The sequence below is a fragment of the Heyndrickxia sp. MSNUG genome (genome assembly GCF_049532715.1).
Lineage (GTDB): Bacteria > Bacillota > Bacilli > Bacillales > Cytobacillaceae > Mesobacillus.
Genome location: NZ_CP150978.1, coordinates 1,321,554 through 1,336,533 on the forward strand (window position 1 = coordinate 1,321,554; position 14,980 = coordinate 1,336,533).

12 protein-coding genes are annotated in these 14,980 nt (G+C 41.8%); 9 read left to right on the forward strand and 3 right to left on the reverse strand.

Features of this window, described 5'->3' with window-relative positions:
• Positions 1-14: 14 nt before the first annotated feature.
• The 7 genes from AABM38_RS06510 (at position 15) to AABM38_RS06540 (ending at position 6,654) form a co-directional block, all read left to right on the forward strand.
• A complete protein-coding gene (locus AABM38_RS06510; protein ID WP_423409657.1) occupies positions 15-1,607 on the forward strand; it encodes a long-chain-fatty-acid--CoA ligase in 1,593 nt (530 codons plus the stop codon).
• Between the two features lie 116 nt (positions 1,608-1,723).
• On the forward strand, positions 1,724-2,911 hold the full coding sequence (locus AABM38_RS06515; RefSeq protein WP_423409658.1) for a DUF418 domain-containing protein: 1,188 nt from the start codon (positions 1,724-1,726) through the stop codon (positions 2,909-2,911).
• A complete protein-coding gene (locus tag AABM38_RS06520; RefSeq protein WP_423409659.1) occupies positions 2,908-3,108 on the forward strand; it encodes a hypothetical protein in 201 nt (66 codons plus the stop codon). Before AABM38_RS06515 ends, AABM38_RS06520 begins: the two co-directional genes overlap by 4 nt.
• A gap of 12 nt (positions 3,109-3,120) precedes the next feature.
• The gene (locus AABM38_RS06525; RefSeq protein ID WP_423409660.1) at positions 3,121-4,029 is read left to right on the forward strand and encodes a fumarylacetoacetate hydrolase family protein; all 909 of its coding nucleotides are present in this window, start codon (positions 3,121-3,123) and stop codon (positions 4,027-4,029) included.
• A gap of 105 nt (positions 4,030-4,134) precedes the next feature.
• Positions 4,135-4,488, forward strand: a complete 354-nt coding sequence (locus AABM38_RS06530) for a YisL family protein (protein ID WP_335378360.1) — start codon at positions 4,135-4,137, stop codon at positions 4,486-4,488.
• A gap of 130 nt (positions 4,489-4,618) precedes the next feature.
• The gene (locus AABM38_RS06535) at positions 4,619-5,464 is read left to right on the forward strand and encodes a PAS domain S-box protein (RefSeq protein ID WP_423409661.1); all 846 of its coding nucleotides are present in this window, start codon (positions 4,619-4,621) and stop codon (positions 5,462-5,464) included.
• The gene (locus AABM38_RS06540) at positions 5,455-6,654 is read left to right on the forward strand and encodes a putative bifunctional diguanylate cyclase/phosphodiesterase (RefSeq protein WP_423409662.1); all 1,200 of its coding nucleotides are present in this window, start codon (positions 5,455-5,457) and stop codon (positions 6,652-6,654) included. The genes AABM38_RS06535 and AABM38_RS06540 overlap by 10 nt, the downstream gene beginning before the upstream one ends.
• An 85-nt stretch (positions 6,655-6,739) precedes the next feature.
• On the opposite strand, the gene AABM38_RS06545 is transcribed toward AABM38_RS06540, so the two are convergent.
• Positions 6,740-7,300, reverse strand: coding sequence for a DUF2777 domain-containing protein (locus AABM38_RS06545; protein ID WP_423409663.1), 561 nt, complete (start codon positions 7,298-7,300; stop codon positions 6,740-6,742).
• 344 nt (positions 7,301-7,644) lie between these two features.
• Here AABM38_RS06545 and asnB point away from each other — a divergent pair, with 344 nt between their 5' ends.
• Entirely contained in the window at positions 7,645-9,492 is a 1,848-nt protein-coding gene (gene asnB / locus AABM38_RS06550; RefSeq protein ID WP_423409664.1) for an asparagine synthase (glutamine-hydrolyzing), read from the forward strand.
• A gap of 32 nt (positions 9,493-9,524) precedes the next feature.
• Here the strand turns inward: asnB and AABM38_RS06555 are convergent, their stop codons facing one another.
• Positions 9,525-10,886, reverse strand: a complete 1,362-nt coding sequence (locus AABM38_RS06555) for an MATE family efflux transporter (protein WP_423409665.1) — start codon at positions 10,884-10,886, stop codon at positions 9,525-9,527.
• Between the two features lie 710 nt (positions 10,887-11,596).
• Positions 11,597-13,357 (reverse strand): alpha-glycosidase, encoded by a 1,761-nt coding sequence (locus AABM38_RS06560; protein ID WP_423409666.1) that lies wholly within the window; start codon positions 13,355-13,357, stop codon positions 11,597-11,599.
• Between the two features lie 286 nt (positions 13,358-13,643).
• Between AABM38_RS06560 and AABM38_RS06565 the strand changes: the two genes are divergently transcribed.
• Entirely contained in the window at positions 13,644-14,921 is a 1,278-nt protein-coding gene (locus tag AABM38_RS06565) for a sugar ABC transporter substrate-binding protein (RefSeq protein ID WP_423409667.1), read from the forward strand.
• Positions 14,922-14,980 lie beyond the last annotated feature (59 nt).

A 14,980-nucleotide genomic window follows, 5' to 3' on the forward strand; every position in this document is an offset into this window, starting at 1 on the left:
CGGGAGGTAAGAATATGAATGTTCCATTGCTTTTAAACGAGTTCTTAGACCGCGCAGTTTCGCTTTACGGTGACAAAAAGGCAATTTTTTCAGAGGACAGGTCGTTTACATATGCCGAACTGAATGAAAGAGTGAACAGGCTATCGGACGGGCTTCGGAAGCTTGGAGCGGGAAAGGGTGACAGAATCGCTTATCTGGCGCCAAACTCAATCGAAATGCTTGAAGGCTTTTATGGTGTGTTCCAGATAGGCGGGGTGATGGTTCCATTAAACATACGCCTGAAGCCGGAAGATTATTTGTTTATTTTGAATCACAGTGAATCGAAGATATTATTTGTTGACCAGGATTTATACCATTTGGTCCAGCCAATCAAAGACCAGCTGCAAACTGTGGAGCACATCATCATCCATTATAAAGAAGAAAACGTGAAGGATCTGGGTTACGATGAATGGCTTGCCGAGCAATCTCCAGGAACTTTTACACGTGAGGAGCTTGATGAAAATGATGTCTGCAGCCTTCTATATACAAGTGGAACGACTGGGAATCCAAAAGGTGTAATGCTGACACACCGGAACAATTACCTTCATGCTCTCAGCACCATGCACCATTTAAGGGTGAGTGATGAAGATGTGCTCCTTCATGTTCTGCCGATGTTCCATGTAAATGGCTGGGGGTCACCGTTTTATTATACGGCGAATGGAGCTTCACAGATTTGCCTGCGCAAAACAACTCCTGAAACTATTTTTAACGCATTGGCAAACAACAAGGTTAGCGTAATGCATATGGCTCCGACCGTGCTGAATTCACTTCTCCAGTTCTATGAAAAAAATGTGCCAAGCATTGAACAGTCTGTCCGCGTTGTGATCGCAGGATCTGCACCGCCACCAGCATTCGTGACCAGGGTGGAAAAAGAACTGGGATGGGAATTCATCCAGGTATATGGGATGACGGAATCCTCCCCGTTAAGCACAATTTCAACTGTAAGGTCACATCTTAAGCAGCTGCCATTACATGAACAGTACCGGATGAAAGCGAAAGCTGGAATTTCAATGATTACCTGCAAGGTAAAAGTCGTGAATGATTTCGGGGAAGAGGTCGCACATGACGGCACGGAGATTGGTGAAGTAATCACCAGAAGCAATGGTGTCATGAAAGGCTACTGGAAAAATGAAGAAGCAACGATGGAAACCATCCGCAATGGCTGGCTTCACACAGGCGATATGGCAACGGTCGATCAGTACGGAAACATTGATATCGTCGACCGTAAAAAAGACGTGATCATCAGCGGCGGTGAAAATATTTCATCCATTGAAGTTGAAGGAGTATTATATGATCATCCTGCAGTTCTTGAAGCAGCAGTCATTGCCGTGCCGCATGAAAAATGGGGTGAGACCCCACATGCTTATGTAGTGCTAAGAGAAAACGAGAAGGCTGCCGAGGAGGATCTTGTTGCTTTCTCACGTGAAAAACTTGCCCATTTTAAAGCCATTACAGGAGTTACCTTTGTAAAAGAACTGCCGAAGACAGCATCCGGCAAAATCCAAAAGGTTCATTTGAGAAATGAATATTGGGAAGTGAAAGGCAAGAGTGGAAGGCTTGAAAATTAATAGGTTTACAAGGATTGCTCTAAAAGCTGAGCAGTCCTTCTTTTTGTTTTGGCATGCAGGGTTTTGTATGATATACATAGAATAGATGTAAACTTTTGGATGGAATGAGGGGAAGTATGGAGTTAAAAGCTCAGCCTGCGGGAAACAGGATTGTTTCAATTGACAGGATGAGAGGATTTTCATTATTAGGAATTTTCCTGGTGAATATGATTTCCTTTCATTCGCCATATTTTTATATCGATCCTGAAAAGTGGTGGCATGGAACACTTAATTTATTTACCTACAGGTTCATAGATATTTTTGTGCAGGCAAGCTTCTATCCCTTGTTTGCGATGCTGTTTGGATATGGCCTGGTTATTTTGCGGGAACGTACTCTTGAGAAGGGGGTTCGCTTTAACCTGCTTGCCATAAGGAGACTTTCGATTCTATTATTCATGGGATTGATTCATGCTTTCTTAATTTGGGAGGGTGATATTTTAATTACCTATGCTGTATGTGGTTTTGTCTTTCTCCTTTTCATTGGCTGGGATGCAAGAAGATTGCTATTGTCCGGATTAATATTGTATGTAGTTCCAAACTTGCTGCTGCTGTGCTTACTTGGCATGTCAATGGTTGCAAGTCCAGATGAGCCGTTTACTATGTATAACAAAGAAGCGGCAAACCAGGCGCTGATTGCCTATCAAACTGGCAGTTTCACTGAAGTTACCGAGCAAAGGATGACAGAATGGTTTAAAAATAATGATTTGATGGGATTCATTTTTTACCTTATCACGATTCTTCCTTTATTTATGATTGGTGCTGGAGCAGCAAAACTCAGGTTATTTGAAAATGTGGAAAGCAAGCGGCATATGATGGCCTATTCTGCCATAGCACTGACTATAACTGGGGTGCTCATAAAATCACTGCCATTCCTTAAAGGCAGAACCTTGATGACTGATTACGCCCAGGATGCTTTTGGTGGTGCAATGCTCGCAATGGCGTATGCACTCATCATGGCACTTGCCTCGGAGAAAAGAATTTTGGATGCAGTCCTTGCTCCACTGGAGGCAGCAGGCAGGCTTTCCATCAGCAATTATTTATTTCAATCAATCGTCGCTACGCTGATTTTTTACAGTTATGGGTTTGGTTATTATGGGAAGGTTTCCATTTTTGCAGGCTCAGCCCTCGCTTTGAGTATTTACGCTTTTCAGCTAGCCGCCAGCACCTGGTATATAAAGAGGTATTATTATGGGCCGGTGGAATGGATATGGAGGAGCGCCACGTATATGAAGACTCAGCGGTTTAAAAAGGAAAATGCCTCATGAAAAAAGTGATAATAATTGGAAGCGGTGGTGCGGGAAAATCCACTCTTGCACGGAAGCTTGGAGATGTGCATAAAAAAGCACCCGCTATAATCGAGTCATTAAAACAGTACAAGGAGCAGGGAAAAATAATTTTTCATTTTACTGCTCCTGCTGAAACCGAAGCATTTATCTCAGCATTAGCTAAAAAAGGAAAATAAGGGGGACCAAACATGAAATTCAGTACTTTTAAAAATGAAACAGGAATTTTTATCGGTATTGTCAATGAAGGAGAAAATCGTATTCTTCCACTGGTTGAAGCGGCGGGAAGAATTGGTGGGGCAGTCTCGTTGCCAGAATCGATGCTGGAGGCCATTGCACTCGGTGACTCGTTTTATGAGGAAGCAAGGAAGGTCGTCGATTGGGTAAATGAAAATAACCTTGAAGAGGAACTTTATACACCGATTGAATCTGTAACCTTACTCGCACCGATTCCAAAGCCAGCGAAAAATATTTTCTGTGTCGGAAAGAATTATGCGGAGCACGCGATTGAGATGGGAAGCAAGGATGATATTCCGGAGCATGTCATGGTGTTCACAAAAGCTCCAACATCTGTCATTGGCCACAAAGCAACAATCCTTGATCATAAGGAAGTGACTGAGCAGTTGGATTATGAAGGTGAGCTTGCTGTAGTCATCGGTAAGCAGGGGATAGGAATTAAACGGGAAGACGCGCTCGATTATGTCTTCGGATATACGATCATAAATGATGTAACAGCAAGAGACCTGCAGGCGCGCCATAAGCAATTTTTCATTGGGAAGAGTCTTGACACTACCTGCCCGATGGGACCATGGATTGTCCATAAGTCAGCAATCGGGAATCCGAACAATCTTAATATCCAAACGCTGGTGAATGGAGAAGTCAGGCAGGATTCAAACACGGAAAATTTCATCTTTCCGGTCGAAGAAATCATTTCAGTCCTGTCACAGGGCATGACGCTGGAGCCTGGAGATATCATCGCTACCGGAACGCCAGCGGGAGTGGGCAAAGGCTTTAAACCTCCACGCTTCCTCAAATCAGGGGATTCGATTGAAGTTTCTGTTGAAGGAATCGGTACATTGAGCAATGTTGTCCAAGGCTAACTTTCTTACAGGCTGTCAATTAGTCATATCAACACGTTATATTTAGGATTTTCCCTTTGTATATGGTATGATATTTTAGAATTTGACGATAGGAGGACGTGTAAAATGATACATGCCCATATGACTGCTTGGTTTTTAGCGCTTATTTTATTTTTTGTTTCAATAGGTCTACATAAAAGCGGTAAAGAAAAAGGCTCAAAGATTGTCCACATGATTCTAAGGGTGGTTTACCTGCTGATTCTATTGACCGGCTTTATGCTCTTGTTCAGCATCAACATTACTATTATGTACGTGTTGAAGGCAGCAGTAGGGCTTTGGGTTATTTCCATGCTGGAAATGATCTTGATCCGTACGAAGAAGAACGAAAAAGCTTCAATTTTATGGATCCAGTTCGTTGTTGCATTGCTTCTTGTATTATATTTGGGATTATCGCTTCCACTTGGAACAGACTTGTTCTAATAATCGATTTTGTCGAAAAAAGCTGCTGATAAGTTGGCAGCTTTTTCTTTTTTTGTCATATCTTCGCCCATTGAAATATGGTATTTTAAGAGATAGGGATATTGGAGAAATAAGATTATTGGAGATTGCAATGGCTACGACAAAAAGCTGCGTTTATCAAAACGAAGAACAACTTAATAGCTACATCGAGAGAAATTCATTGCTAGACTGCCCAAATTTGCTTGTGCAAATTTTTTTCAGGCAGGAAGATGAACAAGCTTTTCAAGCTCTGCAGGATTTGATAAAGGTTAGGCTTCCTCAGGCTGCAATAATGAACTGCGAAGCGGGCGAAAATTTGCCTGTAGAAAAACAAATTGTTGTTTCCTTTACCATGTTTAGTAAGCAAGAACTGGAATTAATTTTATTAAAACAAAATCAATATACAACTTTGACCACTTTAGTTGAAACCTCACAACAAGATATTCTCCATCTGAATGAAAGTTTGAAAATTTCCGAGCAATATTATCGGTCGCTGTTCGACAACAATGGCGACTTTGTTTATTCAACTGATTTAAATGGGAACTTCACAAGCGTCAACCAATCGTTTTTAAAAACATTCGGTTTCAGTGAAGCTGAGCTTATTGGCAAACCGGCATTGAGTTTTATCAACCAGGAAGATGTTCCGCGAGCTAAAATGCATTTCGTCCAGGCTTTAAGGGGAAGGGACCAGACTTATACAATCGAAATCCCAATTAAGAGCGGAGAAACGCAGATTTTTCAGGTGAAAAATATTCCGATTACAGTTAATGGTAAATGTGTCGGAACATATGGGATCGGGCGGAATATAACCGATCAGAAAAAAACAGAAGAAAAAATAATCCAGCTCGCCTACTATGATCATGATACCGGCTTGCCGAACAGGATGAGGTTCACCGAACAGCTTGAGGAAAGGCTCCGCCGGGCCAAGAAAAAAAGGAACTCCTCGCAGTGCTTGTAATAGATATTGATCGTTTCAAAATCATCAACGACAGTCTCGGGCATTACGCTGGAGATATTGTCCTGAAGGAAATAGCAGCCAGGATTCAGAATTACCTTCCGAAAGGATCGTATTTGGGAAGATTCAGCGGCGATAAATTTACCCTGCTTCTTACAAAGAATGTGAGCATTGAACAGACTACCAGGTTAGCTATTGATCTGCAAAAAATCATCTCAAAACCATTGTATTACCAGAACCAGGAATTCATCGTCACCGCAAGCATCGGAATAAGTTCATTCCCTGGGGACGGACTGGATGAGAATATTTTATTGAAGAATGCTGATATTGCGATGAACCGTTCAAAAAATCAAGGCGGAAATAAGATTACGTTTTTTTCGACAGGGATGAACGACCAGGCAATCATTCGCCTTGAATTGGAAAGCTACCTGAGAAAGGCACTCCAAAAGAATGAGTTTTATTTATGCTATCAGCCGTTAATGGATTTGAAATCAGGGGAAATTACTTGCACAGAAGCGCTGATCCGCTGGCAGCATCCACACCTTGGATTGGTTTCACCTTCACAATTCATCCCGCTGGCTGAAGAAACGGGATTGATTGAGGAAATTGGAGCTTGGGTGCTGACAACCGCATGCATCCAGACAAAAGAATGGCAAGGCTCAGGATATCCAAAGCTGGGGGTCTCGGTAAATGTGTCAGCCCACCAATTTCAACAGCATGCATTTATCGGACAGGTGATTAAAGCACTCGAGATATCCCAGCTTGAACCAGAGTATCTATCACTAGAGCTGACAGAAAGCGCGATGCTGAAGGACATAGCCTATAGCATTTCGGTTATGAAGGCATTGCAGGATTTAGGGGTGAAAGTTTCAATTGATGACTTTGGCACAGGTTATTCCTCATTAAGCTATTTGCGAAATCTGCCGATAGATACATTGAAAATTGACCAGTCTTTTATTAATAATCTTCATGATGATCCTTCTGACATTGCAATCGTCAAAGCAATCATCACAATGGGCCAGGGCCTTGACGTGAAAATTGTGGCAGAAGGCGTTGAAACCCATGAACAAATGAATATTCTGCGAGATATGGACTGTCATTATGCTCAGGGATACTATATCCAAAAACCGCTTGAATCTGCGGATTTTGAAACAGGCTTCCGTACCGCTGAAAGTGTTATCTATTCTTCCTAATGACAGAGAAAGCCTGCACATTGTGTGCAGGCTTTCTTTGCGTTTTAACTCTGGCAACTGTTGAGTTTCATCCTCGATTCGTTTTTTATGAGATTTTTTCGATGACAGCCCGTTTGCCATTGTTCATGGTGATTTCAAACCGGTCATTGTGTTTTTCATGATAATCGAAATGATGCTGAACACTGCAAATCAACTCTTCATTGTCCAGGATTAAGAAATTCACACCTGACTTCCCGTTTTCATTATCGAGGAAAGTCAGATGGTTATAACAATAAATGCAGTCATAGATCGAAAAATTGAGGGAATTCAATGTGTTGATAAATTGGATGAATGCCTCATCATTTAACTCATCTAACAGCCTCTCAAAGGAATAAATCAGCTGTTTCCTGATTCTGATCACTTCCTGGTCCTGCAAGTAAAATTGTTCATTCCCAGTTTGGATACAGACATTGTCTAATAAAAAGCCCTTGCACCATTTATTGTTGCGCAGAACCTCAACTTCCTGATGGACGAATTCTTCAACCAGTGCAGCCTCTTCTGTTTCATCATCAAAAAAAACCCACTGATTATTGATATATTCTACTGTCCCGTTGTTAAAAGCCCTGGGCTGGAATTCAATAAGATTGGTTCGTTGCTGTCGGTTCATCTGGATCCTCCGTAATTTAGCGCAGATTAATGGGCAGACGACTCCTATATAAAGCTGTTCGAAACAGCAATAGGAAAAGGCGATTAATTGCCCGTAAAGGTCCGATTGGTTCATCTATCCATTCAAAGGAAGAATACTATTCCCTGATGAAAGATTAACTTTATCGCTCACCATCTTTGTAGACAGATTTTGGTGAATTTATAACATGATTTAAAAAGATAGGTAAATTAACCAGTTGCCATGTATTTGCATAAGATGAGTAATGCTTAAGCAATCCTTAGACTTCGGAAAGGATAATTGGCTTAAACACCATCGAGAAAAGTTCCGCTGAAAGGATGATAAAAATGTGTGGAATAACCGGTTGGGTAGACTATAGAAAAAATTTGGAATCAGAGCGAGAAACCATGGCAAAAATGGCGGAAACTTTAAGTAAAAGAGGTCCCGACGATACAAATGTGTGGACTTCCAAACATGCAGCACTCGGACATAAAAGGCTTGTGGTTGTGGACCCTGAAGGCGGAAAACAGCCAATGACAAGATCAAAGGATGAAAACCGGTATACGATTTGCTATAACGGAGAGCTATACAATACAGAAGACCTTAGAAAAGCGCTGTTATTGATAGGATATTCTTTTAACGGCCATTCTGATACAGAGGTTTTACTCACTTCTTACATGGAATGGAAGGAAAATTGCCTGGAACATTTAAACGGGATTTTCGCATTCGCCGTTTGGGACCAGCAGGAGGAAAAGCTTTTCATTGGCCGGGACCGACTTGGAGTCAAGCCGCTATTTTTCCGTGAGACAGCGTCCGGTCTTATGTTTGCTTCTGAGCAAAAGGCTCTGCTGGCACATCCTGAAGTAAAGGCAGAGGTAGACAGAGAGGGGCTTTGCGAAGTTTTCGGGCTTGGACCGTCGCGTTCACCTGGAGCAGGGATTTTCAAAAATATGAAGGAGCTACGGCCTGGCCACGGTCTTATTTTTTCGAAAAATGGGCTTAAGACTTGGAGATACTGGAATGTCAAAAGTGAAGTCCATACAGACACTCTTGATGAGACCTCAGAAAAGGTAAGGGATTTGTTCACCGATGCTGTGACACGCCAGCTCGTTTCAGATGTTCCGCTTTGCACCTTTCTTTCAGGCGGTTTGGATTCAAGTGCGATTACCGCGATTGCTGCAAACCGCTATAAAACAGAAGGAAAGGGCAGCCTGCATACTTACTCGATTGATTACGAAGGAAATGATCTGTATTTCAAGGAAAATGAATTTCAGCCAAACGCGGATGCATTCTGGATCAATAAAATGTCCGAAACCTTCCAGACTACCCATCATAGCAGCATCATTACCCAGCATGACCTGGCTGGATATTTAACTGAAGCAGTCCATGTCCGTGACCTGCCTGGGATGGCAGATATTGATTCTTCACTTCTATGGTTTTGCCGGGAGATCAAACAAGATTTCACTGTAAGTCTGTCAGGGGAATGTGCCGATGAAATCTTTGGAGGATACCCTTGGTTCCACAGGCAAGAAGATTTAAACAGGCCAGGATTCCCCTGGATGAGATCGATTAATGAACGTCAAAATATGCTAAGGGATCACTGGCGGAAAAAACTGAATCTTGAAGACTATATGATGGGTAAATATTCGGAAACCATTGCAGAGGTGCCAGTATTGGATGGAGAACGGCCAGAGGATGCGAAGCGGCGCCAATTATTCTATCTGAATATCATTTGGTTCATGACGACATTGCTTGATCGTAAGGATCGGATGAGTATGGGGGCAAGTCTTGAAGTGAGGGTGCCATTTGCTGATCACCGTCTTGTTGAATATGTATGGAATATCCCTTGGGAAATGAAAATGCATGGCAACAGGGAAAAAGGCATTTTGAGGAAAGCACTCGAAGGAGTACTGCCAGATGAAGTATTATACCGTAAGAAAAGTCCTTACCCAAAAACGCATCATCCAGGGTATACCCAGGCTGTTCAAAGCATGCTTTCAGAGTTCATGGCTGATCCCAACAGTGCGCTCCACGAATTTTTCAATAAGAGCACATTAAGAGCCATGATTGAAACAGAAGGAGCATCCTTCAAGGTTCCATGGTTCGGCCAGCTGATGACAGGACCTCAGCTACTGGCACAGCTTGCACAGATTCATATTTGGTTTAGGGATTATAATATTAATATCGCAGACTAAAAAAGCAAGCCCTTAGATGGGGCTTGCTTAAATCATTTTTCAGCATAGACAGGCTTCGTTTCAGGGACAAATGACTTCTTAACCCAGACCTTTGATTTCCAGCGCCAGAGCATAAACAGCCCGCGAAGCCATTCATCGGCTATGAAGGCGATCCAGATGCCGACAAGGCCTAGTTCAAGATAGATTCCAAGGAAGTAAGAAAGTGTCACGCTGACTCCCCACATCGACAGAATTCCCATATAGACAGGGAATTTCACATCGCCTGCTGCACGAAGTGAGCTGATGAGGACTAGGTTGAACGACCTTCCTGGTTCCAAAATGATAGTTAACAGGATCAGAGTGGTTCCGACCTCTATGATACTCATATTTTCGGTGAAGATTCCTAGCAGGTCCTTAGCAAAAATAGAAACGACACCCGCTGCTGCGATTGAAATCATAATCGCCAGCTTCAAACTTTTGAGAGCACGCTTATAAGCATTATCAATTTCTTTGGCGCCTACCATATGGCCAATCAGAATCTGGGTGCCCTGGCTTATGGCAATGCTGAAGAGGAACACGAACATCATGACATTCTGTGTATATACCTTGGTGGTCAATGCCTGGGTGCCGAGAGTTGCGATAAAATACGTAATCAGCATTTGCGACCCATTGTAGCTTAGGTGCTCCCCTGCAGAAGGGATACCGATATTAAGAAGATTCTTAAGATGATTTTTTGGAAAACGGAACAGCATTGACATCGGCAGTGTGCCAGGGATTCTTCTCATCATCACATAAAAGGCAGCGATTAATCCAATGATCCTGCTGACAGAAGTCGAAATGGCCACACCCTCAACGCCAAGGACAGGAATTCCGAACGTACCGAAAATGAATATATAGTTCCCGATGACATTCAGGATGTTCATTCCGATCGTTACGTACATGATATCGCGCGTATATCCATAGCTGCGGACAATACTGCCTACTGTCATAATCAGTGATTGTATAAAAGAAAAACCGCCGACAATCCTTAAATAGGCGTTTGCCTCATCAAATAATTCTGGCGGAAGGTCCATTAATCTCAGCAATGGCTCACTAAAGATGAACACCCCTGCACTAAGCAGTAATCCAAATACTAGATTTGTCCCTATGGAGACTACAGAAACTTCACGTGCCTGGTCATCTCTTTTTGCCCCAAGGTTCTGGGCAACCAATATGGCTGTTCCGGTAGCGATGAATCCGAACATAACAATAACCATTGAAAGAATCTGATTGGAAACCCCGACAGCAGCAACTGAATTGTCCGAATACTGGGATAGCATCAGCGTATCCGCATTTCCCATCAGCATATAAAGCATAATTTCAATAAATAAAGGCCAGGTTATAGCGAACAATGATAATTTAGCAGTTTTTTTCATTTGATATGCATCTCCAAGTTGTAATTCCTTAATTATACAGACTATGGGAGTAATTTGAAGTGAAATATTTTATTTTTTTAGGGAATGATTTTCTAGCTTATCAGAATAAATTTCCCTAAACCGATAGATAAATGAAAGAATCCGGTGAATTTTGCTGAAAATCTTAATTTCTCGATAGTGAATTTGAGACTATGTAATGACAAAAGATAATTTCCTGATGAAACCTGCAGTTAATTCGCAAGAATCAAGCTAAGTGCCGCGAGAATAAAGGTCAATTCCGCAAGAATCAGGCTATGTCCTGCGATAATTACAGGTCAATTTTGCAAAAATCAAGTTAAATCCCGCGAGAATGCAGGTCAATTCCGCGAAAATCATGCTCAATTCCGCAAGAATTTGTCGAAATCCAGCAACTTGGATAAAAAGTAACTTTAAGTATAAAACTCCAATCCACGCCTGACCAACAATCTGGCTGAACGCTACGCACTACCGGCTAGAGACAGGCCCCCCAGTTTAATAGCGTTGCAGTCCGATTCAATTTCGCGAAGTTGAGTTTACATACGGCAACTAGGAAATAAAATAAGTTATAGTGAAAAATTTTTCATGGCTTAAATTAAACAGCAATCATGACCTGAAGTCTCTTATTCAACATTTAAGGGATTAAAATTAAAATAAACCCCTCTTCCGAAATATCGAAAGAGGGGTGTGTACTGCTAGAATTGGAATAATGCAAATCCACTGCCAGCAATCGTAGCAGCCAAGTCATCACTTTCTGCAGCGTATTCTTCACCAGTATAGATATTAGTGATCTTTTTACCTTTTAAATTAAATGGAAGAGGGTAGCTTGCTTCTTCGCTGCTCATGTTAACAACAACTAAGATTGTTGTTGCTCCATCTGATTTTGTATAAGCGAAGCAGCTTTCATGGTAATCGGATGGAATGAAATGCAATTCGCCTTCATTGGCTAAAAGCGGATTTTCTTTGCGAAGCTGAATCATCTTCTGGACATGGCTGAACATGTCTTTGTTCTGTTCCTCTTCATTCCACTTCATGCACTCGCGACAGCCTGGATCCTGAGCACCGCTCATGCCGATTTCATCGCCATAATAGATACAAGGAGTTCCAATGAATGAGAGCAGAACGGTAAAGATTTGTTTTACTTTATCAATATCTCCGCCGCATTCGGTCAGGATGCGTGGTGTATCGTGGCTGCCAATCAGGTTGAAGGCAACTTCATTGACGTTTTTCGGATACATATGGTTGACTGCAGTCATATTTTCAATGAATTCTTTTACCGAAATTTTGTTGCGGGCAAATAAATTCAAAATATTAGTCGTAAAAGGATAGTTCATGACCGCATCGAATTGGTCGCCGCGCAGCCAAGGCATGGAGTCATGCCAGATTTCACCCAGGATGTACAGTTCAGGCTTGATTGCTTTAACCTCTGTACGGAATTTCCTCCAAAAAGAATGATCCACCTCATTGGCAACATCAAGTCTCCAGCCATCAATATCGAATTCGCGGACCCAATAGCGCCCGACCTCCAATAAATACTCGATGACTTCAGGATTCTCGGTGTTCAATTTTGGCATTGATTTTTCAAAAGCAAACGTATCATAATTTGGCCGCGGCTCCATTACAAGCGGGAATTCGCGAGTGTGGAACCAGTCTTTGTAAGGAGAATTCTCTCCTTTTTCCAGAACATCCTGGAACTGAGGGAAGTAGAATCCGCTGTGGTTGAAAACAGCATCTAGCATGACTTTAATTCCGTGTTCATGGCAAACCTTGATCAGTCGCTTCAAGGTCTCTTTGTCGCCGAATTGAGGGTCCAATTCCATATAAGCAATTGTGTCATATTTATGGTTCGAATGAGCTTTGAAAATAGGCGTAAAATAAATACCGGTAATTCCGAGGCTTGCGAGGTAGTCAATATGCTGGATTACTCCTTCAATATCTCCGCCAAAGAAATTATCTCTTTCAGGTGGAGCACTTCCCCAAGGTAATGCGCCTTCTGGATCGATTGATGGGTCACCATTTCCAAAACGTTCAGGGAAAATTTGATACCAAACGGTGTCTTTAACCCAGGAAGGAGCACGGAATACATCAATGTTATTTAAATAAGGAAAAGCGTAATAATAACCTGTATCATCAACTGGTGCTTCATCATAGAAGCCTTTTTCAGTCAAACAAACGGATTCATTTCCGTCATTTAAAATGAATCCGTAACGCATTCTGCGGTATGGAGGCTTGATGGAGACAAACCAATAATCAAACAGCTGGTCAGACCCACTCTTGACCATTGGAACGGTATTTGTATTCCATTTATTATCTGACCAGTCATAAGGATCCCCGTTAAGAAGGGAAACTTCTTTTATATCTTCTTTTTTTGTGCGGATTCGGATATGTAGCTCTTCATTAGTGCAAGCGTATGCATAATTGTCTTTGGGACGGTGATAAATAGCTTCTTTTAACAAAAGGGAACCATTCCTTTCTTTTTTAAATCAAGGTTAAAACAAGGGTAGAACACCGATTTTGAAATGTCAATTATAAAAAAGCTGATTCACAAAAAATTAACGAAAGATGCTGATTGGGAAAAAATTTTTTAAAAACTAGTTGTCAAACTCGGCTAAGTCTTTATAATAAGAAGTAGGTTGTGCAATCGTTTTCATAGACTTGCAAACAACATTACAAACGTTTGCACAGTAATTGGGCGTTCTGCGCAATTAAAAAAGTATAAACATTTTTAGGAGGGGTATACACATGAAAAAGGCATTATCGATTTTCATGATGCTGATCTTGATGGTTGGCGCTCTTGCTGCTTGTGGACCTAAAGAAGAAGAGAAGACAGGTTCTGACAATGGCGAGAAGAAAACAGAAGATGCTTCTAAACCAGAGAAGCTTGTAGTTTGGGAAGATAAAGATAAGTCTGGCTGGCTTGAAAAGGTAGCTGCTGACTTCGAAAAAGAAAACGGTATCAAAATTGAGTTCAAAGAAGTAGAAATGGCTACAAAAATGAAAGAACAGCTACGTCTTGATGGTCCTGCTGGAACTGGCCCGGACATCATCACATTACCGCATGACCAGATCGGTGAACTTGCTGTTCAAGGGCACATTGCTGAACTTAATGTAAGTGACGATGTTAAAAAGACTTTCTCTGAGTCTTCTATCGCTGCACAAACTTTCGATGGTAAATTATACGGACTTCCAAAGTCTGCTGAAACTCCAGTGTTTATCTATAACAAAGCTCTTATGACTGAAGTTCCTGCTACAATGGAAGATTTATACGAATTCGCAAAAGCTAACACTAAAGATGGCAAGTACGGTTTCCTAGCTCTTTGGGATAACTTCTACTTCGCTCACGCACCAATCGCTGGTAACGGCGGATATGTGTTTGGGGATAAAGACGGAGCTCTTAACCCGCAAGATCTTGGCTTGAACAACGAAGGTGCTGTAAAAGGTACTGAGTATATCCAGAAGTGGTATGCTGAAAAGCTTTTCCCTAACGGAATCGTTGGTGAAAACGGCGGATCTGCTATGGATGGACTATTCAATGAAGGTAAAGTTGCATCTGTAATGAACGGACCATGGGCATTCGGCGGCATGAAAGATGCTGGCATCGATTTCGGTGTTGCACCATTCCCTAAATTCGCTGATGGCACTCCAATGAAAACTTTCATGGGAGTTAAAGGATGGCATGTATCTTCTTACTCTAAGAACCAAGAATGGGCAACTAAGTTCATTGAATTCATGACTAACGATGAAAATGCTAAATACCGTTTCGAACAAACTGCTGAAGTACCTACAAACGTTGCATTAGTTGACGATCCAGCTATTGCTGAAAACGAAGGTGCTAAAGCTGTTGCTCTTCAAACTCAAGATGCAGTTCCAATGCCAAACATTCCTGAAATGGGAGAAGTTTGGGGACCAATGGCAAGCGCATTGCAAACTGTTGTAACAGGCAAAGCTGAGCCAAAAGCTGCACTTGATGGTGCTGTGAAGCAAATCGAGCAGAACATCAAGCAAAACCACTCTAAATAATATAGTATACAGCAGTACCTCCCAAGGGGAGGTACTGCTGTATTTTACAAGTGAAAATA

Excerpts from the sequence above, each read along its gene's own strand:
- AABM38_RS06510 (WP_423409657.1), top strand. The coding sequence starts at position 15 with ATGAATGTTCCATTGCTTTTAAACGAGTTCTTAGACCGCGCAGTTTCG.
- AABM38_RS06515 (WP_423409658.1), top strand. The coding sequence starts at position 1,724 with ATGGAGTTAAAAGCTCAGCCTGCGGGAAACAGGATTGTTTCAATTGAC.
- AABM38_RS06520 (WP_423409659.1), top strand. The coding sequence starts at position 2,908 with ATGAAAAAAGTGATAATAATTGGAAGCGGTGGTGCGGGAAAATCCACT.
- AABM38_RS06525 (WP_423409660.1), top strand. The coding sequence starts at position 3,121 with ATGAAATTCAGTACTTTTAAAAATGAAACAGGAATTTTTATCGGTATT.
- AABM38_RS06530 (WP_335378360.1), top strand. The coding sequence starts at position 4,135 with ATGATACATGCCCATATGACTGCTTGGTTTTTAGCGCTTATTTTATTT.
- AABM38_RS06535 (WP_423409661.1), top strand. The coding sequence starts at position 4,619 with ATGGCTACGACAAAAAGCTGCGTTTATCAAAACGAAGAACAACTTAAT.
- AABM38_RS06545 (WP_423409663.1), bottom strand. The coding sequence starts at position 7,300 with ATGAACCGACAGCAACGAACCAATCTTATTGAATTCCAGCCCAGGGCT.
- asnB (WP_423409664.1), top strand. The coding sequence starts at position 7,645 with ATGTGTGGAATAACCGGTTGGGTAGACTATAGAAAAAATTTGGAATCA.
- AABM38_RS06555 (WP_423409665.1), bottom strand. The coding sequence starts at position 10,886 with ATGAAAAAAACTGCTAAATTATCATTGTTCGCTATAACCTGGCCTTTA.
- AABM38_RS06565 (WP_423409667.1), top strand. The coding sequence starts at position 13,644 with ATGAAAAAGGCATTATCGATTTTCATGATGCTGATCTTGATGGTTGGC.